At 67.8% G+C, this 22,152-nt stretch carries 21 protein-coding genes; 6 read left to right on the top strand and 15 right to left on the bottom strand.

All coding sequences use genetic code 11. The annotated features are described in order from the left end of the window. The first annotated feature begins 9 nt into the window (after positions 1–9). Complete coding sequence (locus tag KNN16_RS07670; RefSeq protein ID WP_303896131.1) at positions 10–891, top strand: Rab family GTPase; 882 nt, start codon at positions 10–12, stop codon at positions 889–891. A 60-nt stretch (positions 892–951) separates the two neighbouring features. On the opposite strand, the gene KNN16_RS07665 is transcribed toward KNN16_RS07670, so the two are convergent. Further along, positions 952–1,305 (bottom strand): DUF4870 domain-containing protein, encoded by a 354-nt coding sequence (locus KNN16_RS07665; protein ID WP_303896129.1) that lies wholly within the window; start codon positions 1,303–1,305, stop codon positions 952–954. Positions 1,306–1,555: 250 nt separating this feature from the next. Between KNN16_RS07665 and serS the strand changes: the two genes are divergently transcribed. Then, on the top strand, positions 1,556–2,833 hold the full coding sequence (gene serS / locus KNN16_RS07660; RefSeq protein WP_303896127.1) for a serine--tRNA ligase: 1,278 nt from the start codon (positions 1,556–1,558) through the stop codon (positions 2,831–2,833). Positions 2,834–2,852: 19 nt separating this feature from the next. Continuing rightward, positions 2,853–4,097 (top strand): ribonuclease H-like domain-containing protein, encoded by a 1,245-nt coding sequence (locus KNN16_RS07655; protein WP_303896125.1) that lies wholly within the window; start codon positions 2,853–2,855, stop codon positions 4,095–4,097. A 14-nt stretch (positions 4,098–4,111) separates the two neighbouring features. Here KNN16_RS07655 and KNN16_RS07650 read toward each other — a convergent pair whose 3' ends face one another. The 14 genes from KNN16_RS07650 to KNN16_RS07585 form a co-directional block, all read right to left on the bottom strand. After that, positions 4,112–5,185 (bottom strand): proline racemase family protein, encoded by a 1,074-nt coding sequence (locus KNN16_RS07650; RefSeq protein WP_303896123.1) that lies wholly within the window; start codon positions 5,183–5,185, stop codon positions 4,112–4,114. A gap of 292 nt (positions 5,186–5,477) precedes the next feature. Then, complete coding sequence (locus KNN16_RS07645) at positions 5,478–7,034, bottom strand: glycerol-3-phosphate dehydrogenase/oxidase (RefSeq protein WP_303896119.1); 1,557 nt, start codon at positions 7,032–7,034, stop codon at positions 5,478–5,480. A gap of 26 nt (positions 7,035–7,060) precedes the next feature. Next, entirely contained in the window at positions 7,061–8,680 is a 1,620-nt protein-coding gene (locus KNN16_RS07640) for an FAD-binding oxidoreductase (protein ID WP_303896117.1), read from the bottom strand. Positions 8,681–8,696: 16 nt separating this feature from the next. Further along, complete coding sequence (locus KNN16_RS07635; protein WP_303896115.1) at positions 8,697–10,925, bottom strand: glycosyltransferase family 39 protein; 2,229 nt, start codon at positions 10,923–10,925, stop codon at positions 8,697–8,699. 173 nt (positions 10,926–11,098) lie between these two features. Beyond that, positions 11,099–11,443, bottom strand: a complete 345-nt coding sequence (locus KNN16_RS07630) for a DUF86 domain-containing protein (RefSeq protein WP_369685891.1) — start codon at positions 11,441–11,443, stop codon at positions 11,099–11,101. A gap of 30 nt (positions 11,444–11,473) precedes the next feature. Further along, positions 11,474–11,914: a nucleotidyltransferase domain-containing protein gene (locus KNN16_RS07625; protein ID WP_303896112.1), complete on the bottom strand. Its 441-nt coding sequence runs from the start codon at positions 11,912–11,914 to the stop codon at positions 11,474–11,476. A gap of 30 nt (positions 11,915–11,944) precedes the next feature. Beyond that, a complete protein-coding gene (locus KNN16_RS07620; protein ID WP_303896109.1) occupies positions 11,945–12,406 on the bottom strand; it encodes a ribonucleotide-diphosphate reductase subunit beta in 462 nt (153 codons plus the stop codon). A 62-nt stretch (positions 12,407–12,468) separates the two neighbouring features. Then, complete coding sequence (locus KNN16_RS07615) at positions 12,469–12,795, bottom strand: hypothetical protein (protein WP_303896107.1); 327 nt, start codon at positions 12,793–12,795, stop codon at positions 12,469–12,471. 27 nt (positions 12,796–12,822) lie between these two features. Continuing rightward, on the bottom strand, positions 12,823–13,509 hold the full coding sequence (locus tag KNN16_RS07610; protein WP_303896104.1) for a queuosine precursor transporter: 687 nt from the start codon (positions 13,507–13,509) through the stop codon (positions 12,823–12,825). 40 nt (positions 13,510–13,549) lie between these two features. Further along, positions 13,550–13,966, bottom strand: a complete 417-nt coding sequence (queF, locus tag KNN16_RS07605; RefSeq protein ID WP_303896102.1) for a preQ(1) synthase — start codon at positions 13,964–13,966, stop codon at positions 13,550–13,552. A gap of 206 nt (positions 13,967–14,172) precedes the next feature. Beyond that, entirely contained in the window at positions 14,173–15,480 is a 1,308-nt protein-coding gene (aceA, locus tag KNN16_RS07600; RefSeq protein ID WP_303896100.1) for an isocitrate lyase, read from the bottom strand. A gap of 22 nt (positions 15,481–15,502) precedes the next feature. After that, positions 15,503–17,101: a malate synthase A gene (aceB, locus tag KNN16_RS07595; RefSeq protein WP_303900573.1), complete on the bottom strand. Its 1,599-nt coding sequence runs from the start codon at positions 17,099–17,101 to the stop codon at positions 15,503–15,505. A gap of 215 nt (positions 17,102–17,316) precedes the next feature. After that, on the bottom strand, positions 17,317–17,985 hold the full coding sequence (locus tag KNN16_RS07590) for a response regulator transcription factor (protein ID WP_299285284.1): 669 nt from the start codon (positions 17,983–17,985) through the stop codon (positions 17,317–17,319). Further along, entirely contained in the window at positions 17,979–18,962 is a 984-nt protein-coding gene (locus KNN16_RS07585) for a sensor histidine kinase (RefSeq protein WP_303900572.1), read from the bottom strand. The genes KNN16_RS07590 and KNN16_RS07585 overlap by 7 nt, the downstream gene beginning before the upstream one ends. A gap of 247 nt (positions 18,963–19,209) precedes the next feature. On the opposite strand from KNN16_RS07585, the gene KNN16_RS07580 reads away from it, so the two are divergent. From KNN16_RS07580 to KNN16_RS07570, 3 genes are read left to right on the top strand one after another with little or no spacing between them, the layout of a single operon-like run. Further along, the gene (locus KNN16_RS07580; protein WP_303900571.1) at positions 19,210–19,833 is read left to right on the top strand and encodes a TetR/AcrR family transcriptional regulator; all 624 of its coding nucleotides are present in this window, start codon (positions 19,210–19,212) and stop codon (positions 19,831–19,833) included. Beyond that, the gene (locus tag KNN16_RS07575; protein WP_303900569.1) at positions 19,811–20,617 is read left to right on the top strand and encodes an alpha/beta fold hydrolase; all 807 of its coding nucleotides are present in this window, start codon (positions 19,811–19,813) and stop codon (positions 20,615–20,617) included. The genes KNN16_RS07580 and KNN16_RS07575 overlap by 23 nt, the downstream gene beginning before the upstream one ends. After that, a complete protein-coding gene (locus tag KNN16_RS07570) occupies positions 20,614–22,128 on the top strand; it encodes a long-chain fatty acid--CoA ligase (RefSeq protein WP_303900568.1) in 1,515 nt (504 codons plus the stop codon). The genes KNN16_RS07575 and KNN16_RS07570 overlap by 4 nt, the downstream gene beginning before the upstream one ends. The last annotated feature ends 24 nt before the right edge of the window (positions 22,129–22,152 follow it).

The raw sequence follows: 22,152 nt of genomic DNA, 5'->3' as shown, positions 1-22,152 counted from the left end.
GGGCGCGGGATGGCGGAACCCGGCGGTCGGATCCTGGTGGTGATCCGGGAGGCGGAACCCCTCGGGCTGGCAGACCTCCTGGAGGCCCTGTCGCCGGAGTGGGAGGTGCTGACCTGCTCCCCCGAGGAGGCGGACTCCCTCGCCCTCCCCGAAGGCTCCCTCGCCGCTGTCCTGGTTGCCGCGGAGGAGATGTCGGAGGCATGGGCGGCTCAGTGGAAGCAGCGCCCAAGGCCCCCGCTGGTGATCCGGGTGAGCCCTCAAGCGGCCCGGGCGGAATCGATCCCGGAAGGGCCTTGGGACTGGGTCCTCCCTGCTTCGTTCCCATGGCCCCGGCTCCGGGAGCTGCTCTCGCACCGGTCGATGGATTCAAAGCCTGCGGTTCCGGTGCGCAAGGTGCTGCTGGCCGGCGAGGCCACCGTCGGCAAGACCTCTCTGGTTCACTGCTACCTGCACGGGGCCTTCGAGCCCCGCCGCCGGATGACCGTGGGGGTGGACATCCACGTGTGCCCGGTGGAGGTGGAAGGGATGGCGGTCCGGCTGGTGGTCTGGGATGTGGGGGGACAGCGGCGCTTCGCGGCTTTCCGGGATCTCTTCTATCGGGGCGCGGCGGCCGGCGCGCTGGTGTTCGATCTGAGCAACCGCCTCTCGTTCTATCAGCTGATCCGCTGGTGGCAGGAGCTCCGCGCCCACGCGGGGTCCATCCCGCTGCTCCTGGTGGGGAACAAAGCGGATCTGCCACGGGAGGTCTCCCGCCGGGAGGCCGAGGCCCTGGCGCAGGCCTGGGGCACCCCCTACGTGGAGACCTCGTGCGTAACCGGGATCGGGGTGGCGGAGCTCTTCCGAACCCTGGCCGGCGCCGCCCTGCAAGCCACCCGCCCCGAACCCGAATAGATGGAGGACGCGAATGCATCCGCGAAGCGGTAGGGGCGACCGGCCGGTCGCCCCTACCGTTCAGGCGATCCATCCCTGCTGGCGGGCGAAGGCGGTCACCACCGGGATCTCGAAGTAATAGCCCTGGTAGGCCTGGATGGCGTAGTAGATGAAGAGCGCGAAGGCGGCCAGGCCGAGCAGCGGCGCGATGCAGCCGATGATGGGGATCAGCCCCAGGGCGAAGAAGATCACCGTGAGGGCCACCTGAGCCACTAAGGCCTGAACGGCGTGATACCGCTGGAAGGGACGGTTCTTCATGTCGGTGAGCAGGATGATCAGGGGGACGATGATCCCGATGAGGTAAGCCAGCAGGGCCATCAAACGGTCCGGATCCCCCGCTTCCTCTGCCGATGCCTTCCGAGGATTGATCAGCATGGAACCCTCCGGATAAGATTTTTTCTCCCTTTCCATTTTATAGACAGAAATCTTTCCCGCAAGGGGGTTTACAGTTTTATAACTTTCATTTTGCGTTCTGTGCGCAGGCGTGATGGGCGACTCTCTCGGATTCGTGGAGAAGGGCTCCGGGGACGAGGGATTCGGAGGGCCCTGGGGCGCGCCTTGACGGAGAATAGGGGCGGATTTATGGTAATGGGGAACGAGATCCGCGCGTCGGGGTGAGAGCGGGATGCTGGACATCGAGCGCATTCGACGGAATCCGGAGGAGATCCGGGAGGCGTTGCGTCATCGGGGGGAGTCGCCGGAGCGGGTGGATCGCTTCCTGGAGCTGGACGAAGCCTATCGGGCGATGCTGCAGGAGGTGGAACGGCTGCGGGCGGTGCGCAACCAGGTCTCCCGGGAGATCGCCAAGATGCCTCCCGGACCCGAGCGGGAAGCTCGCATCGCCGAGATGCGGGCGCTGGGGGAGCGCCTGACGGAGGCCGAGGCCCGGCTGCGGGATCTGGAGGCCCGACGGGAGGAGCTGTTGCTCTGGTTCCCCAACATCCCCCATCCCAGCGTCCCGGTGGGCCCCGACGAATCCGCCAACCGGGTGGTGCGGGTGGAGGGGGAGCTGCCGGAGTTCGACTTCACGCCGCTGCCGCACTGGGAGCTGGGGCCTCGCCTGGGCCTCATCGACTTCGAGCGCGGGGTCAAGCTGGCGGGCAGCCGGTTCTACGTGCTGTGGGGGCTGGGCGCCCGCCTGGAGCGCGCCCTGATCAGCTGGCTCCTGGACCTCCACACCCAGGTCCACGGCTACACGGAGGTCTATGTCCCCTTCGTGGTCAAGCGCGAGGCCCTGGTGGGCGCCGGACAGCTTCCTAAATTCGAGGACAATCTCTACCACGATGTGGAGGACGACCTCTGGCTGGTCCCCACGGCCGAGGTGCCCCTCACCAACCTGCATCGGGATGAGATCCTGGAGGCCGACCAGCTGCCCCTTTACTACGTGGCCTACACGCCCTGCTTCCGTCGGGAGCGGATGTCGGCCGGGCGCGACGTGCGGGGGATCAAGCGCGGGCATCAGTTCGACAAGGTGGAGCTTTACAAGTTCACCACGCCGGAGACCTCCTATCTGGAGCTGGAGAAGATGGTGGAGGACGTGGTGGACACGTGCCGGCGCCTGGGGCTGCCCACCCGGGTGGTGGAGATCTGCACGGGCGATCTGGGGTTCGCCGCGGCGAAGACCTACGACGTGGAGGTCTACGCCGCCGGGTGCGGGGAGTGGCTGGAGGTGAGCTCGGTGAGCAACACCGAGGACTTCCAGGCCCGGCGAGCCAACCTCCGCTACCGCCCCCGTCCCGGGGCCCGGCCCCGCTACGTGCACACCCTCAACGGCTCCGGGCTGGGCCTGCCCCGCACGGTGATCGCCATCATGGAGAACTACCAGCAACGGGACGGCAGCATCGTCGTCCCGGAGGTCCTCCGGCCGTATATGGGCGTGGAAGTGCTGCGCGGCCCGAAGTGAGGCAGGGGAAGAGCTAAAGATGGTGGATTCGATCCGGGAGCGCATGCCCGTGGAATCCCTCGAGGCGCGCTGGCGGCGGCTTCGCGGCCGGCCCTCTCCGACAGAGGGACGCTCTGTCCCCCCTGACACGGGGATCCGGCTGTGGGAGGAAACCCTGTCGCTGTTCACATGGCATGGGGACCTTCCCCTGGAGGCCTGGCGGACCGCCCCCCGGGGGGCGGTGGCCACCCTGGCCGGCCATCCGGACTGGCTGGACATCCCGGCGGAGGGCGTGCTCTTTCTGGACACGGAGACCACCGGTCTGGTGGGCGGGGCGGGGACGATGATCTTTCTCCTCGGCTTCGCCCGGATCGAAGGCGAGGCCCTGGTCTTCCGCCAGCTCTTCCTCGCGGATCCGGCGGCGGAGCCCGCCTTCTGGCAGGCGTTTCTCGGGTTGACCGCTGGGGTTCAGGGCCTGGTGACCTTCAACGGCCGGGGCTTCGATCTCCCGCTGATCGAGATGCGCCTGAACCGCTATGGGCTCCGATGGGGGGGCCTGGATGCGCCGCACTGGGATCTGCTGCCGACCGCCCGTCGGCTCTGGCGGCGCCGGTTGCCTTCCCGCGCCCTGATGGCCCTGGAGGAAGCCGTCCTGGGGCTGGAACGCTCCCCGGATGACGTGCCGGGCGCCGAGATCCCTTCCCGTTACTGGGCCTATCTGCAGCGCCGGGATCCGGATCTGCTGGAGGGGGTGTTCCTCCACAACCGTCAGGACGTCCTCTCGATGGTGACCCTGGCCGCCCGCCTGGCCCATCTGTTCGAGAACCCGGAGCGGGATCCGGCGGTGCAGGGGTGGGACTGGGTGCAGCTGGGCCGGTGGTATCAGGAGAGCGGCCGCTGGGAGGCGGCGGAACGGGCCTTCCGGCGGGCTCTGGAGGAGGAGGCTGGGGATCCGGAGCTGCGACGGACCGCGTGGCATGCCCTGGGGAACCTGTTGCGCCGGATGGGCCGCCTGGAGGAGGCGGCCCGGGTCTGGCAGGCATGGGCCCTGGAGTTCCCCGGGGAGGTGTTGCCGGCGGTCCGCCTAGCTCGCTACTACGAGCGGACCCGTCGGGATCCGCGGGAGGCCCAGCGCTGGGCGCGCATCGCCCTGGCTCGCATCGATGCCCAGGGTGACCCTGACCGCTGGGCATCCCTCCGGCAAAGCCTCACCCGCCGCCTCGCTCAATGGCCGGGCTCGCTATGGGGCGTGGATCCCGGAAGGCGTCCGGGGTTGGTGGAATAAGTCTGATTGCGCACTCACCGCAGCAAGAATCCATCACGGAGTGGATCATCAGGTGCCAGCACGAACTCATGCCGGCCGGTGATCCAGGCTCGGCCGGAGACTTCGGGGATCACCGCGGGGAAGCCTCCAAAGTTCACCTCGTCCACAATGGTAACAGTGAAGGTAGTGCCCAGGATGCTCTCGATCGTGAAAGGCTGACCCGGCCGCAAGCGTCCACATGCATATTCAAGGGCCGCACGTCCGCTTACCCCCGTGCTGGTAGGCGAACGATCCACCTCGCCCTCTGCAAAGATGCATACGTTGCGGGCTTGATGAGCGGAGTCGCGCGGCGGTCCGCTGATGATCGTGCCGTATAGAAAGCTCAGATCCGGCTCGAAGGGATGACGGATCTCCCGCGTCGCCATGACCGCACGCTTGATGGCCATGCCGACTTCGATTAGGGCGTGATAATTTCCGGCCTCCAGCTCCAATCCGATCTCAGCGGCGTCCACATAGGCGTAGAAGGCGCCCCCGAAGGCGAGGTCGTAGCGCACGCGGCCCAGGCCGGGCACGTCGACCACCTGGTCGAGGGCGTAAGCGAACGAAGGCACGTTGCGGAAAGTTACGCGGGCAACACGCTGACCGTCAGGCGCCAAAGTGGCTCGCGCGATGACCTGGCCGGCCGGCGCATCGATGCGTAGCTCGCCCTTCGCTTCCAGACGCTCATAATCCAGGCTGGGGAAAGTAGACGGCCTCAAGCGCGTCTCCAGCAAGCAGGTGACCAGGGCGATGATGCCGTGGCCACACATGGTGCTCCAGCCCTCGTTATGCATAAAGAGCACGCCCAGGTCACTATCAGGCGAGGCGGGTTCGGTGATGATCGCGCCATACATATCGGCATGGCCACGCGGCTCTAAGATCAGCGCACGGCGCAGCCCGTCCAGATGCTGTTGGGCGTAGCGGCGCTTATCGAGGATAGTGGGGCCGGGGATCGGGTCAAGGCCGGTGGTCAGCACGCGCAGCGGCTCGCCCTCAGCGTGCAGATCTATGGTGGTGAAGCGTTGCCAGTCGGGAGGAGGCGACCAGGTTGTGCTTTCAAAAGCGCGCATCTTTATGCAGCCTTTCCGGGCTCAGCGATTTACCGAGGAGCGGAAGCTGTCCAGCCAACGACACTTTCCATCAAGCCATCCGCCCCTGAGCCCAAGTGCCGCTTTGTTTTTCAATAGGAGCGATGGGGTTGACCAGGTCTCTCTTTCCGCGCCTGTCATAATACCCCTCGAGCAAAGGTCCGTCAAGGCAAGAGCGCACTGTGCCAGGAGACCGCTTCTTGAGGGCGCAGCAGCTGGCCAGGGGGCGTTGGATCCGGACTGGGCCTCTTGAGGGCTCAACCGGGCCGGCCCCTCACCGCGGGGGCTGATAACTGGTCTCCCAGATCCGCCGGTAGCGCGCCACCTCCTGGGCCCAGCGGGTGTCTTCCCAACCCAGCATGGCCTGCAGGCGGGCGCGGTGACGCCGCAGGAACGGGAGGCCTCCCTCCGGCAGGCATAGCCCCAGCCGGGTCCGGCGCAGGAGCAGATCGTCCAGATGGACCACCCCTTCGAGCCGGGCCGCCCAGCGCACCTCCGCCCAGAGGATCTCTGTCCCCGGGATCCGCTCGCGGTCTTCCGGGGGGATATCCGCCCATCGGCTCAGGATGCCCGGCCCATAACGACCGACCAGACGGACCGCCACCGCCGGGTCCAGGTCGGCCGGGGGCTCCGGCACAGGTTCCGGCTCCTCCGGCGCAGGGGGATAGGCCGGCGCGGGCAGACGCCGACGGAGGGCCCGCAGGGCGTCCCGGGCCATCGCCCGGAAGGTGGTGAGCTTCCCCCCGGTCACCGTGAGGATCCCTTCGTCCCATACGACGTGGTCCCGCGGCTCCCGCGATGGGGGCTGGCGTCCGGTTCCCACCACCGCCCGCACCCCGGCGAAGGTCGCGACGACGTCCCGTTCGCTGAGATCCAGATCTGGAAAGGCCCGGCGCAGGGCCGTCAGCAGATACGCGAACTCCTCGGGATGGATGCGGGGCTCCGCGTCGAGATCCTCGGCGTGATCCACATCGGTGGTGCCCACCAGGACCATGCCTTCCCAGGGGAGGACGTAGAGGGGCCGGTGATCCTGCGGGTGGAGAAGGATCACCCCCTGGGCGAGAGGAAGCCGCCATCCGGGCAGCACCAGGTGGCTGCCCCGCAGGAGCCGCAGCCGCGGCGGCCTTCCGAGCTGCCCGCGCAGCCGATCCGCCCAGGCGCCGGTGGCGTTCACCACCGCCCGGGCCCGGACTTCCGCCTCCCGGCCGGTCAGGACATCGCGGACGAGGACGCCCTCGACAGCGCCCGTCCGGGTTTGTCGAACGCCTTCCACCCGGGCGTAGTTCAGGGCGAGGGCTCCCCGGCCCACGGCCGCCCCGATCTCCCGCAGCACCAGCCGTGCGTCGTCGGTGACGGCGTCCAGATAGCGATAGCCCCCGCGGAGGCCTTCAGGGTTCAAGTGGGGAACGTAGACCCGGAGGGCGTCCGGCTTGAGATACCGATGGGCCCGGCGCCCGGCGAAGGCGTCGTAGATCCACAGCCCGAAGGCGGCGGCCAGGCGCCCGATGGGATCCCCCGCGTAGAGAGGCCACAGGAAGCCCAGGGGCCGGATCAGGCCCGGCAGCGCCCGCAGGAGGCGCTCCCGCTCCTTCACGGAAAGCCAGGTGGTGCGGACCTGCCCCTGGCGCAGGTAGCGCAGCCCGCCGTGGACCATCTTGCCGGAGCGGCTGGAGGTGCCCCACGCGAAGTCCCGTTGCTCCAGGAGCACCGCCCGAAACCCCAGGCGGGCCGCCTCATGGAGCAGCCCCGCCCCGGTGATCCCGCCCCCGACGATCACCAGATCCCAGGGCTCCGCCAATCGTTCCCAGACTTCGTTGCGATCCGGGATCATGGGGTTTCCCTGCGGGAAGGGAAGGTTCAGGCCGGATCGGACCCCTCACCGGCTGGGCCCTCGATCAGTTTCCCCGGGTTCATGATCTCTTCGGGATCCACGACCCGCAACATCGCCCGCAGGATCGCCAGCCCCAGAGGGCCTTTCTCCGCCTCCATGTAGGGGAGATGATCCACTCCTACCCCGTGCTGATGGCTGATGGTCCCTCCCAGGCGCAGGATCGCCGCGCTGGCCGCTCGCTTCAGACGTTGCCAGCGCCTCAGGCTTTCCTCCGGGTCCGGGGCCAGACGAAAGAGGAAAGTGGTGTAGACGTTGGCCCCGTGGGGGTAGACGTGGGAGACGTGGCTGAAAGCGTAGACCCGCTCCCCCTGGTCCGCCAGCCCGTTGCGAAGGGCCTCCTCGATGGCCGCGACCATCGCCGGCACCCGGGCCCAGATCACCGCGGTCTCCAGGGTGTCCACCGCGTAGCCCATCGCCCACAGCGTGTTGCGCAGGTAGGGCGAGCGGAAGCGCTGGCGCAGCCACTCCCGGGCCAGGCGGCTTCCCAGCGATCGGCCGTGATGCCGGCTGGCGATGTGGAAGGCCTCGGCGAGGGCGGCGTGGACCACGCGGCGGGTCCCCGCGGCGGCGAGGAGGAGCATGCAGGGCGCGTCCCCGAGCCCGCGCAGCCGAAGCCACCCCCGGAGCAGGCGGACCCATCCTTCGCGGCCGGACAGCAGCAGGGTCATCCGGGTCTCCTCGGCAGTGCTCAGCCGGAGCATCATCAGGGGGATCCCGGCCTGGACCATCGCCCGGACCGCCGCGAGGCCATGGTCGAAGTCCGGGAAGAAGAACGTCCCGAGGGCCTCGGCTTCCGGCAGGGGGCGAACCCGCAGGACGGCCTCGGTGAGGATCCCCAGGCGGCCCTCCGAGCCGAGGACCAGGTGCCGCAGGTCAGGGCCGGCCGCCGAGGGCGGAAGCGACGGCAAGATCAGGGGGCCTTGCGGGGTCTCCACCCGTCCGCCGACGAAGAGCTCCTCGATGCGGCCGTAGCCCAGGGCGAACTGGCCCACGGAACGGGTCGCGATCCAGCCTCCCAGCGTGGAATACTCAAAGGACTGCGGGAAGTGCCCCAGGGTGAAGCCGTGGGCCCGCAGGGCCGCCTCCAGGTCCGGCCCCCGGATCCCGGTCTGGAATGTGGCGAGGCCGCTGAGGCGGTCCAGGGCGAGGAGGCGGTTCATCCGACCCAGGTCGATCGCCAGGGCCGGGCGGGGATCCGGGAGCACCCGGAGGTGCCCCACCACGCTGGTGCCGCCGCCATAGGGGATGACCCGGGCGCCCACCGCCCGGGCGTAGGCGAGGAGCGCCCGGACGTCCTCGTTGGTCTCCGGGAACGCGACGCCATCGGGGGCCTGGATCCGGCCGCTGCGGGCGGCGATCCAGTCCGGAAGCCCCTGGCCGACGGCGTGGCGCAGGCGGAGCTCGGGATCGGTGTGAACCTGCGGGTGGTCCGGGAGGCGAGAGGGCGGGATGCGAGCCAGGGCTTCCTCCAGCGAACAGTCCCGGGGCGGCGTCCCGGGCCCCAGCCGGTCCTCCAGGAAGGCCCGGGCGCGGAGCGGCAACGGGACCTCCACGGTCGCTTCGCCCCATCCGTTCCAGCGACGCAAGGTGATCCTCCTCCGGTTATGGGGTTCGGTTGAGGAAGAGCCAGTCATAATTCCACCGGGTGTGGGGTGGAAGCAGCCAGACGGGTTGACGGGCGAGGCGGTGGGGGCCGTAGCGGACCTCCAGCCAGGCCAGGCCGGGGGGTGGGGTCTGGAGCGCGAGGTGCCAGACGTCGCGGATCCATCCGGGTCCGGTCAGGGGGCCGGGGGGAATCGGCATCTGGCGGGCGAAGGGGAGGGTCTGGCCGTTGGGGAGGGTCAGGGTGACCTGGAGGGCGGCAGGGTCCACGGGGCCCGGCAGGGGCTGCCAGTTCAGGATGGTCCACAGGTGGATAGTCTCCGGCTGGTCTGCCCGGGGGCGGACGAGAAGGCGAGGGGGTTCGAGCTGGAGCGCGAGGGCATACCGGGTGCCCCAGCGGGGGGGACGGAGGAGGGGGAGGATGTCGACGGTGCCGATGGGGAGGGCATCCCCCTGGGGGTGTTGGAGGGGGAGGCGGGGGGTGCCGGTGGAGCCGGTGGGATACCAGCCGAGGGCGAGGGTGTAGCGGCCGGCGGGGAGGTTCATGGGGAGGCGGAGGCCGTGCCAGTAGGTGATGGGCATCCCGGGGGTCCAGGCGGGGGTAGGGGGATTGGGTTCGGCGTCCCAGCCGGCGAGCCAGCGGCCCTGGGGGTCGAGGAGGTGGAGGAAGAGGGTCCAGCGGTCGGGGATGGGACGGTCGGTGTGGAGGCGGAGGCCGACCCGGAGGGAGGAGCCGGGGAGGAGGTGGGAGTCGGGGAGGGCGATGGCGGTGAGGGTGAGGCCGTTTTGCCAGCGGGCGGCAGTGGGCTGCCAGGGGGCGGTTTGGGGCTTGCGGACCAGGTGGAAGAGGCTGGCGCCGTATTCCGGGGTGGGGTGGGGGTAGGTGGCGGCGAAATCGATAAAGTGGGTGGCCTGCAGACTCTCCAGCCACGAACGCCAAAAATCCTGATAAATTGTCACCCCTACGAACCAAAAAGAAGAAGAGTTCTCTATAATAGCTGTTCTTTGTGCTGGATCCGGCCATTCATACCATTTATAATTATAAAATAGGTGAGCCAGATCGGTATATCGGTAAAACAATCCGGCCGCGTCGATGTGCCAGCGGGCCTGGGCCAGGATGGGATCGGAGCGGTTCAGGCCGGCCAGAGCCGGACCCAGATCGTCGAAGCCTGAGAGCCCCAGTGGCTGCGCGGCCATGATGGGGAAGCGGGAGAGGCCGATCAGGCCGAGGATGAGGATCATTGGGATCCAGGCCCGAAGGCGGAGGCGGTGGAGGGCGGCGGCGAGGGCGACGGCTCCGGGAACGGTGAGCATGGCAAAGTAGCGGGCGGCGAAGAAGGGCCAGCGGAGGGCCATCAGGGTGCCCAGCAGAAGGGGAAGGCCCACCCAGACGGCGAGCTCGCCTCCCCCGGATGAGAGCCTCCTGAGGCGGGGGCGACGGACCAGGAGGGCGAGGAAGAGGCCCAGGGCGAGGGCCAGGGAGGCCGCGCGGGCGAAAGCCCCATCGACGAAGGGACCCATCAGGGCGGTGGCCCCATAATGCCACACCACCTCCACGGGCCCCGGGCGGACTGGGATGCGGGAGAGCTGCTGCACGGTGTGCTCGATGGATCCCGCGTAGGCCTGGCGGAGCCAGAGGGCGAAGAGGGCAGCGGCCGGGGTGGATGCGAGAAGGCCCTGGGGCCAGCCGCGGGGGCGGCGGCGCAGCAGGGTCAGCCAGAGGGCGGCGATCAGCAGAGTCCCGTAGTAATGGGTGAACAGCAGCAGGCCCTGGGCCAGGGTCCAGGCTGCCCAGCGACGGGGAGTAGGGCGGTCCAGCAACCTGAGGACGATCCAGACGCCCCAGGCGCCCAGCGTCGCGGTCAGGCCATACATCCGGATCAGGATGAGGAGGAAGAGGAACCAGGGGTTGAGGGCGAGGAGGACGAGGGCGGAGAGGCCAAGGCGGAGCCCGCCGAGGCGGCGCCCGATCTGGAAAGCCAGGGGGAGAGCGGGCAGGCCGAGGAAGAGGGAGAGAACGCGAAAAGCCCACGGATGATCAAACCCTCCCAAGGCCAGCCATCCCTGCGCCAGCAGATAGTAGAGAGGCGGGTGGCTGTCCCGCATCAGGTTGCGGATCACCCCGGCGGGCGGATAAGAGGCGATCTGCCAGAGGACGTGGTCCTCGTCGGCGAGGGCCAGCTCCGCCGGCATCAGGGCGAGGGCGGCTGCCGCAGTGAGCCCGATCATGAGGACAGCCGCCGAGCGCGGTCCCCCCCATGGGCGGGTTCGCCGCGCAAGAGCCCGCTCCGTCTGGATCAAAAGGTCGGTTCGAGCCTGTCCGGAGTGGAACGACGCCTTTCCCTCCATGGGCCACATCGGGTATCCTTCATCGGATTGCCGGGTGTTGTCTCCCAATAATTCTACAGGAAAGAAGCGAAGAAATCCCGGAGCTCCTCCAGATCCCCCAGTCCGTGCTGGAGAACTTCATACACGATGCGGCGGTCGAGATCCAGATACTCGTGGACGAGGATGTTCCGGAACCCGAACATCCGGATCCATCGGTCCCGAAGCTCCGGGGACAGCCCACCGCGTTCCGCCGGGATCGTTGGGATATCGCTATACCACGGAACGGTTCCGAGATCCAGGTCCGCGATCACGTGGTTGCCCATGTCCAGCAGGGCCTCGATGGCCAGCTGGAGGAAGCGTTCCGCGCTGCCGTAGCGTTCGGGGTCAGCGACGAACTCGTCGTAGGAGTAACGCTGCAGGCGGCGCAGGATGGCGAGATATCCTCCAGTTTACGGAGGCGGCGTTGCAGGATCTCGACCCGGACCATGGAGAACCCTCCGTCGGTAAGCCTCCCGGTGAATCCGAAGGTAAGGTGCGAAATCCAGATACTGACGCACGACGCGGGAGAAGAACTCGCCCCGATCGAATCCTTCCGCGGCGTAGAGGAGCCGGTTCCGGCGCACCGCCTCGAACTTCAGCAGGATGTCCTCGGTGTCCAGGAAGATCAGATCCACCCGGCAGAACCCATGGCGGGCGAGGTCGGCGAGCAGGTCCAGCGGGTTCGGCCGGGGGGCGCCCCGCCGGGGCAGGACGGCGAGGTCCAGATCGCTTTCCGCGTGGAGGCGGCCCTCGGCGGCCGAGCCGAAGAGGTAAACCGCCTCGATCTCCGGATATCGCCGGAACACCTCAGCCAGCCGGCTCAGATCCGGGAAGGGCACCGTTTGTGCCATCGATCCCCCCGGGTCTTTCTGCGCACCGAATTATAGCCCGATCGGACCGGATTTTGCTGAAGGGGCGATGGCCTGGGATGCTCCAGGCGGATGGACAACGCAGAGGGATGGGCTTTCGGCATCGTTAGGGACAGGCTGGCCCATTAACGGCCAGCGCAGGGGGATTATCGCCTGGATGCCCCCGGGCGGTCGAGACCCCACCAGGTTACGCAAAAGCCGCTGTCGCCCTTCGATCGTAGCCAGGTCCAGGTCCGGCCTCAGGATCTCCGCGGTGAGCCGGCGCTGGAAAGCGGCCTTGGCCGCCACGGCCGGATGCTCCTCCAGGCCCAACACGCGCTCCCGATCCACGGGTAGTGTCTTGATCACATATTCGGAGGCCATGGCGTGGTTGGCCTCCTCCCAGGCCTGGCGGGCGAGATAGAGACGAACTTCGGGAGCGGTGAGATGGGGATAGAGGGCCAGCAGCAGGTTGCTGGTGACCAGGGATTCCATTCCCGCCACCTTGCCGGCTTGCCGCTCATGATATCCGGCGGTGGCCGAGTGTCAGATCCGCGCTACGTCGTCCTGCGGCGGGCGCGTGAGTAGGTCGCCCGTCGCCCCTGCCGGACCTCGCGGATTGCTTCCAGGAGGTCCTCGCGGCGGATGCGCAAGGTCTGGTAGCGCTCCAGCTCCAGCTCGGAGATCGGGATCCCCTGGGAGGCCGCGAAGGCCTCCAGAGCGAGGTAGACGGCGCGGGCGCAGACGGCTGCGATCTCCGCGCCGCTGAACCCGCGGGTCTTCGCCGCCAGCTCCGCCAGGGAGACCGCCGGGTCCAGGGGCCGGCGACGCAGATGGACCCGGAAGATCTCCTCACGCGCCTTCCGATCGAGGAAGGGGATCACAATCTTGCGGTCGAAGCGTCCGGGCCGCTATTCCATCACCAGGAAAGGATTGAGGGAGGTGTCGACGTCAAAGACGTCCACCCCCTCCCAACGCTTGAGGGCCTGGGCCAGGGCGGCGGAGAGGGGCGAGGCCAGGAACTCGTAGAGGATCTTGGCCCCGGAGTGGGTGGGGATCATCGCCAGCAGCGCCCCGGGCGGGACCACGCCCAGGAAAGCCATGGTGAGGAACACGGCGCTGTCCAGGGTCTCCCCCACCACGGTGCTGACCCAGAACCGCGGCAGCATCCACCGTCCCCGGGTGCGGACCTTCATCCTGGCCAGGACGGCCGCGTTGGCGAACTCCCCGACCAGATAGGCGGTGAAGGAGGCCAGCAGCAGCCGGGGGGCGAAGCCCAGGATCTCCTGGTAGGCGGCCTGGCCTTTCCAGAAGGGCGCGGGGGGCAGAAGCCCGCCGGCGGCCGCGGCCAGGACGGCGAGGAGGTTCCCGGCGAAGCCCGTCCAGATCATCCGGCGGGCGACACGGTAGCCGTAGACCTCGGTGACCACGTCGCCGATGATGTAGGTGACCGGGAAGACGATCACCGCCGCGGGCAGGGTGAGGGGGCCGAAGGCGAAGAGCTTGACGGCGATGATGTTGGAGATCACCAGGCCCGCCACGAAAAGCCCCACGAGCAGCGTGAGGGGGAACGAGGGGATCGCCGGATTCGAGCGCATGGTTTCCCTCCGGGAGCGGTTCGCCCCGCCGCGGGCGGAGCTACAGGGCTTGCGAATCGCTGTCGGGCGAGGGGCGCGGGGCCTCCCGCCGGGCCACAGCGGTGATGGTGATCCCCCCACGGGCCTTCTGGACCACGGTCACCTCGCACCAGGCGGGGCGGATGGTGCGGAAGACGTCCTCGGCGATCTTGTCCGCCAGGCTCTCGCAGAAGATCCCCTCCTCGCGGAAGTGCCAGAGGTAGAGTTTGAGGCTCTTGGACTCGATGCTCCAACCCCGGGGCTCGAAGGCGATGGTCACCGTGTAGTAGTCCGGCTGGCCGGTGATCGGACAGAGGGCCGTCACCTCATCGCTGGTCATCACCACCCGGGTGACCGTCGGCGGGCATGGGACCGTGTCCAGCTCCGTGATGGGATGGCGCACCGGCTTGCCCAGCACCAGGAACTCTTTCTTCTCCATCAAAAACCTCCCGCTGAGGGCTCCAGGTTCCAATTCGAAGGAGAGGACTCATGGTTCAGCATGCCACAAGCGGGGCATTCGTCAAGAGTAGGAGCGTATGGAGGGAGAAGCCTGCCCGGTGTGGGAGCAGGGAAGATCTCGGGCGGCGAGGGTGGCAAGAAGGAACAATGGTCTTCCCCCCCGCCGCCCGCTTCGGCCCGGAGGACTCAGGGGTGGGTGGTTCCGTGGAACTGTTCGGCTTCTGTGGAGCCGGCGAGGGCGACCGTGGCGGATGCCCCGCGGGTGACGGCCAGCACCACGGCGTCGAAGTAGCCGGTCCCCACCTCCCGCTGGTGGCGGACCGCCGTGTATCCCTCCGCCTCCCGGGCGAACTCGGCCTCCTGGAGGCGGACGTAAGCCGACATCCCTTCCTGGCGGTAAGAGCGGGCCAGCTCGAAGGTGTGCAGGTTGAGCAGATGCCAGCCGGCCAGGGTGATGAACTGGAACTTGTAGCCCATGGCAGCGAGCTCCCGCTGGAAGCGGGCGATGGCGGCGTCATCCAGGTGGCGTTTCCAGTTGAAAGAGGGCGAGCAATTGTAGGCCAGGAGCTTGCCCGGGAACGTCGCGTGGATGGCCTCAGCGAACCGCCGGGCCTCCTCCAGGTCCGGCCGGGAGGTCTCAAACCAGAGCAGATCCGCGTAGGGGGCGTAGGCGAGAGTGCGGGCGATGGCGCTCTCCAGCCCGCCCCGCACGACGAAATACCCCTCCGGGGTCCGCTCCCCGGTCAGGAAGGGACGGTCGCGCTCGTCGATGTCGCTGGTGAGGAGGGTGGCACTCCGCGCATCGGTGCGGGCGATGAGCAGGGTGGGCACATCCAGGACGTCGGCGGCCAGCCGGGCGGCGTTCAGGATGCGGATGAACTGGCCGGTGGGGATCAGGACCTTCCCCCCCAGGTGGCCGCATTTCTTCTCGGCCGCCAGCTGGTCCTCGAAGTGCACCCCGGCTGCCCCCGCCTCGATCATCGCCTTCATCAGCTCGAAAGCGTGGATGATCCCTCCGAACCCGGCCTCCGCGTCGGCGACGATGGGGACCAGCCAGTCGCGCTCCCGGCGTCCCTCCACCCAATCGATCTGATCGGCGCGCAACAGGGCGTTCTGGATCCGACGGACCAGGGCGGGGACGCTGTTGACGGGATAGAGGCTCTGATCCGGGTAGGTCTGCCCGGCGAGGTTGGCGTCGGCAGCCACCTGCCAGCCGCTCACGTAGATCGCTTTCAGCCCGGCGCGGACCATCTGCACGGCCTGAGCTCCGGTCAGGGCGCCGAAGGTGGCGACGTAGGGCTCCGTGTGCAGGAGTTGCCAGAGCCGCTCCGCCCCGCGGCGGGCCAGCGTGTATTCGATCCGCACGGATCCCCGCAACCGGATGACGTCGAGGGCCGTGTAATCGCGACGGATGCCCTTCCAGCGCGGATCCGTTGCCCAGCGCTGCTCCAGCGCCTCCGCTTCCGCCATCCACAGCGTGCCGTCGCGGGCCATCGCTTCCCTCCTGTCCGGATGTTCACACGTGGGACGAGACCGGTTCCTCGAGATAAGCCATCCCCGGTTCGGTGAGGAAAGGGATGAAGCGCTCCGCTTCCACCAGGAGGTCCAGCAGCGCCTGAGCTTCCCGGAGGCGGAGGCCTTCCTCACGGTTTGCCTCCTCCAGGGCCGCGATTTCCTGGTCCCGGAGGGTGCGGTAAAGGGTTCCATCCACCGGGCGTCCGTCGTCCAGGCGGGCGCCGTGGCGGCGCCACTGCCAGATTTGGGACCGGGCGATCTCAGCGGTAGCGGTGTCCTCCATTCGGTTGAAGATGGCCACAGCGCCGCGCCCGGCCAGCCAGGCCCCCAGGTATTGCAGCGCGACGGAGATGTTGTTCCGTAGCCCTTCTTCCGTGATCGGACCCTCTGGGACCTGCAGCAACATCTCCGGCGTCACCTCGCCCTCCGGGAGGCGATGGAGCTGGTCCGGCCCCTGCAGGGCCTCCCGGAAGATCTCCCGGACCACCGGGACGAGGCCCGGATGGGCGACCCAGGCGCCGTCGAAGCCCATCCCGACCTCCCAGGTTTTATCTGCCCGCACCTCCGCGAAGGCCCGCTCGTTGGCAGCGGGGTCCCGGCGGGGGATGTAAGCGGACATCCCGCCGATGGCATGGGCGCCCCGCCGATGGGCGACCTGCACCAGCCGTTGGGCGGCGGCCCGGAGGAAGGGGGTGGCGGGCACGGTGAGCCGGTTGCGATCAGGGAGGACCATCGCCGGATCGTGGGCGAAGACCTTGATCATGCTGAAGATGTAGTCCCACCGGCCCAGGTTCAGCGCCGTGATCCGCTCCCGCAGCTCATACAGGATCTCCTCCATCTCGAAGGCCGCCAGGATATGTTCGATGAGGACGGAGACGCGGATGGCCCCACGGGGCAGATCCAACCGGTCCTCCGCGGCCTCGCAGACCTGGTTCCAGAAACGGGCCTCGTGGTAGCCCTCCATCTTGGGCAGATAGAGGTAGGGGCCGCTTCCCCGGCTCAGAAGCTCCCGGGCGTTGTGGAAGAGGAAAAGCCCGAGGTCGAACAGTGCCCCGGCGACCGGCCGGCCGTCCACGAGCATGCGGGGTTCGCTCAAATGCAGCCCGCGCGGGCGCACCATCAGCGTGGCCGTCTCCTCCGTCAGGCGGTATTCCCGTCCGTCGGGCGCGACGTAACGGATGGTCCGCCGCACCGCCTCCCGAAGGTTCCATTGCCCATAAAGCATGTTCGTCCAGGTTGGGGCGTTGGCGTCCTCGAAATCCGCCATGAAGACCTGGGCCCCGGAGTTGAGGGCGTTGATCACCATCTTGCGATCCGTCGGCCCGGTGATCTCCACCCATCGGCAGCGCAGATCCTTCGGAGGCGGGGCCACTCGCCAGTCTGCCGTGCGGATCGCCTGCGTCTCCGGGGGAAAGTCGGGGCGTTCCCCGGCTGCCAGACGGGCGTAACGCTCCCGGCGTCGGGCCAGCAGACGCTGCCGCTCTTCCTCGAAGGCTCGGGCCAGCTCGGCGACGAAGGCGACCGCCTCCGGGGTCAGGATCTCCGTGAAGGGCTCTTCCACAGGTCCACGGATCTCGATCCTCTCCCGCGCGGTGTGCATCCGGGCTTCCTCCGGGTGGGATGCCGCCGCCCTTTGCGGCGGTTGTCCTCATCGTATCCGCCCGGGTCGGTCCTCACAACGGTCTTTCGAGGGGTCGAGCCGCGCCGGCAGGAGGGCGGCCCCCGCCGACCTAAGGAGAGAGGCCTCCCCCGCCGAAAGGTGAGGATCGGGCCCGTCTTGGGAAGGGTGGGGGTGGGTCGGAAAGCCGGAGACGTTTAGGAGGATTGCTCTGGAGGAATCCGGCCGGAGCGGGCGGTGAGGTAGAAGCGGGCGGCCTCCGTCCGATTGCGCACGCCCAGCTTCTGGAAGATGTTCTGCAGGTGGAACTTCACTGTGGCCACCCGGACGCCGAGGCGTCGGGCGATCTGGGCGTTGCTCAGACCCTCCGCTACCAGAGCCAGGATCTCGCGCTCGCGTGCGGTGAGGGCCCCCAGCCCTTCCGGGATCCGCCGGCTGAGCCAGCGGCGCGCGGCCTGGGGGAAGACCAGATGGCCCTGGGCGACCTGCCGGATGGCTGTGAGGGTCTGCTGGGGCGGCTCCGTCTTCAACACGAAGCCATCGGCTTCGCGCTCGATGGCCATCTGGATGAACTCCCCGTCCCCGAAGGCGGTGAGAATGAGCACCCGGGTTCCGGGGCTGGCCCGGCGGATGGCCTCCAGACAATCCCATCCCGAGAGGCCGGGCATCTGGAGATCCAGCACCACCACATCCGGGCGATGGCGCTCCACGATGGGGATCAGCTCCGCCCCATCGGTCACCGCCGCAACGACTTCCATGTCCTCCTCGGCCCGGAGCATGGCGCGCAAGCCCTCCAGGACGAGGGGGTGATCGTCGGCCAGCACGACCCGGATCCGACGGGGAAGCCCGCTCTTCCCTTTCAGCATGGCAGCCACACCCGGATGGAGGTTCCGCGGCCCGGGGCGCTCTCGATCTCGAACCGTCCGCCCAGCAGCTCCGCCCGATCCCGCATGCCCCGCAGCCCGAAGTGGCGCATGGCCTCGGGGGAGGGGTTCTCCAAATAGCGACCCGGATCGAACCCCTGGCCTTCATCGCGCACCTCCAGCCAGAGCCCGTGGGGCTCGCCGCGCAAGCGGACGGTGTAGCGGGAGACACCGGCGTAGCGGGCCGCGTTGTTCAACGCCTCCTGGAGCAGCCGGTAGAGGGCGATCTTGACCGGGAGCGGGGGCGCGGGGAGATTCCCTTCCACCTCCAGATGGACCTCGTGGCCGGTGAGGACTTCGTGCTGGAGGATCAGGCCGTGGACCATCGCCAGCAGCGGGCGGTGTTCGAACTCCGGGGGGCGGAAGGCCCCGATGAAGGTGCGGATCTCGGTGAGGGAGCGCTCCAGAAGCCGGGCCGCCTGCTCCAGGCGACGGCGCGTCGCCCGACCCCGTGGTCCGGCGCGCAGCAGCAGCTGGATCTGGGAGAGAGCGGCGAAGATATCCTGGACCGGGCCGTCGTGGATGTCCAGGACGATGCGGCAGAGCTCCTGCTCCTGGACGTGAAGCAGGCGACGGGAGGCCTGCTGCTCCCGCGCCAGCCGAAGGAGGGCCGCCGCCGTTCGAAGGAGGGCGGGCATGGCAGAAGCATCGGGTTCCGGGTTCGGCTCCCGGGTCCAGATCAGCCCCAGCTCGCCGATCTCCACACCCTCCTCCTTGAGCGGGAACCGGCGGACGAAACAGGCCCCGGCCGCCTCAGGCTCCCTCGCTCCCGCCAGGAGCGTTTCCGCCGCTCCCAGCCAGCCGGGATGAGCAGCGATCCAGCCGCGCTCCGCGCCGAGCCATGCGATCGCCAGCCGGAGCAGCTCCCGGGCCGCCACCCGCACCGGCTCTCCCGGCTCGATGGTCTCCCCTGAGCGCATCGCGTTTCTCCTCCCAGTTCAGACCTTCAGGTCCATGTCGGACCGATTCGGCTGCTCCGGGATTTCGGCGAAGGGGGATGGCCCTTTCTTCTAATGATAATAATGGGCTTCCCTTGCGCGAGCAGATCCACAGCGTGCCCCCTTGCTTTCCCTAAGGCCTCCGGAAGCAGGGACCCCAGGGCTTGACAAAATCCGCTGTCCCCAATAATATGATATATGATTCACCTGTCATATTCCAGAGGAGGGGATGGCGCGAGCGCCGGTGACGGTTCGGGGAGAGCAGACCCGCCGCCGGTTGCTGGAGGCGGCGGAGGAAGTCTTCGGGGAGCTGGGGTTCCGCCGAGCCTCGATCGCTGAGATCGTCCGGCGCGCCGGGGTGGCCCAAGGCACCTTTTACCTCTATTTCGATTCCAAAGAGGAGATCTTCCGCGCTCTGGTCCGCCATATGAGCCATGAGCTCCGCAAGTTCATCGCGATGGCCGTGGCGGGCCTCCAGGATCGTCTGGAGATCGAGCGCGAGGGTTATCGGGCCTTTTTCCGCTTTGTCCTCCAGCACCGCTTTCTCTACCGCATCGTCCTGGAGAGCCAGTTCGTGGATGAGGAGGTGTATCGGGAATACTACCGGCGCCTGGCGGAGGGATATGCCCGGGGTCTGGCCCGAGCCATGGAGGCCGGTCAGATCCGCCGGATGGATCCGGAGACGCTGGCGTATTGCCTGATGGGGATCGCACATCTGCTGGGGATGCGCTGGGTGCTGTGGGAGAACCGGGAGCCCCCTGAGGAGGTGATCGAGGCCGCGATGGACTTCATCCGCCATGGCATTGCCCTTCCTCCGAAAGGAGCAGCGGATGCCTCACGTGAGGGTGAATGACCTCCAGCTGTTCTATGTGGAGCAGGGCCGTGGGGAAGCAGTGGTCTTCATCCCCGGCCTGGGCGGCGACCATCATCTCTGGCATCACCAGTTGCCCGCTTTCGCCCAGCACTTCCGGGCCATCGCCCTTGACCCGCGGGGCGCGGGCCAGTCGGACAAACCCGACCTCCCTTACACCATTGAGGAGATGGCGGATGATGTGGCGGGGTTGCTGGAGGCCCTGGGGATCGAGAGGGCCCATGTCGTCGGCGCTTCCATGGGCGGCTTTATCGCCCAGATGTTCGCCCTGCGTCACCCGCATCGGCTCGGCCGGCTGATCCTCTGTTGCACCTCCTTCGGCGGCCCGAACGTGGTCCCCATGCCGCCTGAGAGCCTCGCCGTCTTCACCCAACGGACCGGCGATCCGGCGACAGACTTGCGGCGCTTGTGGGCGGTCTCTGTGACAGAACGATTCCTCCGTGAGCATCCTGAGGTCTTGGAGGAATATGTGGCCTGGCGGGTTGCTCATCCTCAGCCGCTTTATGCCTACCAGCGCCAGCTGGCCGCCGCCCTCGCCTTTCATGTGGAAAGCCGCATCCACGAGATCCAAGCCCCCGTCCTCATCGCCCATGGGATGGAAGATCGTGTGGTCCCGGTGGAGAACGCCCGACGGTTGCACGCGCGCATCCCGGGCAGCCGTCTGGTCCTCTTTCCGGAGGCGGGTCATCTCTTCTTCATTGAGCGGGCGGAGGAGTTCAACCGCGTGGCCATTGCCTTCCTAAAAGGAGAGGAGCCTTCAGGATGATCCCGGCGGTTGATTGGCTGGCGAAACGGGCACGGCTCTCTCCCAGCCGGATGGCGTTGATGGAGGCATCCACCGGAAGGTGGATCTCGTATGCGGAGTGGAACCGGCGGGTCAACCGGGCAGCGAACGCCCTGGGCGCCCTGGGGCTGCGCAAAGGAGACATCCTCGCGGTCCTTTCCACGAATCGGCTGGAATATCTCGATCTGCTCTTCGCATGCAACAAGACCGGCGTGATCCTGCAGGCCCTTAACACGAGGCTGGCTGTCCCGGAGCTACAGGCTCTCTTGCAGGACATTCCTCCTCGCGCCCTGATCTACAGCGGGGATCTTTCCGAGAAAGCAGCCACGCTGGAGGATGCAGCCTCGGTGATGATCGCCCTGGACGAGCCCGTCCGAGGCGGGCATCGCGTGTGGGAGGAGCTGCTCAAGCAGGCCTCGGACCGGCCGCCGGATCCGGTTCCGCTGGATCTGGAGGATCCATGGGTGCTATGCTACACCGGTGGGACCACCGGGCTGCCGAAGGCGGCGATCCTCACTTACGGCACGATCACCTGGAACGCTGTCAACACGGTGATGAGCTGGGGACTTCGGCCCGACGACGTGGCTATCCTGAACGCCCCCCTTTTCCACACCGGCGGCCTTAATGTCTTCACCACCCCTCTGGTTCATATCGGTGGTGCCTCCATCCTCTGCGCAGCCTTCGATCCGGACCAGGTGTTCGATCTGCTGGAGCGGGAGCGGGTCACCCTTTTCTTCGGCGTGCCCACCATGTTCATCCGCCTGCAGCAGCATCCCCGGTGGGAACGGGCGGATTTCTCCCGCTGCCGTATTGTGATCAGCGGCGGTGCCCCGTGTCCGATGCCGGTTTTCGAGCGCTTTTTCGAGAAAGGGGTGCCCTTCAAGACCGGATACGGCCTGACCGAGGCCGGACCGAACAACTTCTGGTTGCCGGACGAGAAGGTCCGTCACAAGCCGGGCTCCGTTGGAAGCCCGCTCTTCCACGTCGAGGTCCGGGTGGTTCGGGACGGCCGGGAAGTCGGACCGGGTGAGGTGGGGGAGCTGTGGATCCGGGGCCCCCATGTAATCCCGGGCTACTGGAACCGGCCGGAGGAGACCGCGCGAACCATCGTGGGGGGCTGGTTGCGGACGGGGGATCTGGCCATGGTGGATGAGGAAGGAGATTTCTACATCGTCGGCCGGATCAAGGATGTGATCATCTCGGGAGGGGAGAACATCTACCCGGCGGAGGTGGAGAGCGTCATGCTGGGCCACCCCGAGGTGATCGAGGCCGCTCTCATCGGGGTGCCGGACCCGGAGTGGGGAGAGGTGGGACGGGCCATCGTGGTGCGCCGGCCGGGAAGCGCCCTGACGGAGGAAGCGCTCTTGGCCTATCTGCGCTCCCAGCTGGCAGGCTATAAGATCCCGAAATCCGTGGTCTTTGTGGAGGAGCTGCCGAAAACCGGTGCGGGGAAGATCGACAAGAATGCCCTCCGGCAACGATATGGAGGATAGCCGGCAGGTCAATTTTAAGGAGGG

Source organism: Thermoflexus hugenholtzii (assembly GCF_018771565.1).
In the GTDB taxonomy this organism is placed as follows: Bacteria; Chloroflexota; Anaerolineae; order Thermoflexales; family Thermoflexaceae; genus Thermoflexus; species Thermoflexus hugenholtzii_A.
The sequence above is the reverse complement of the archived record's forward strand: the minus strand, read 5'-3'. Positions and strand labels throughout refer to the sequence as shown.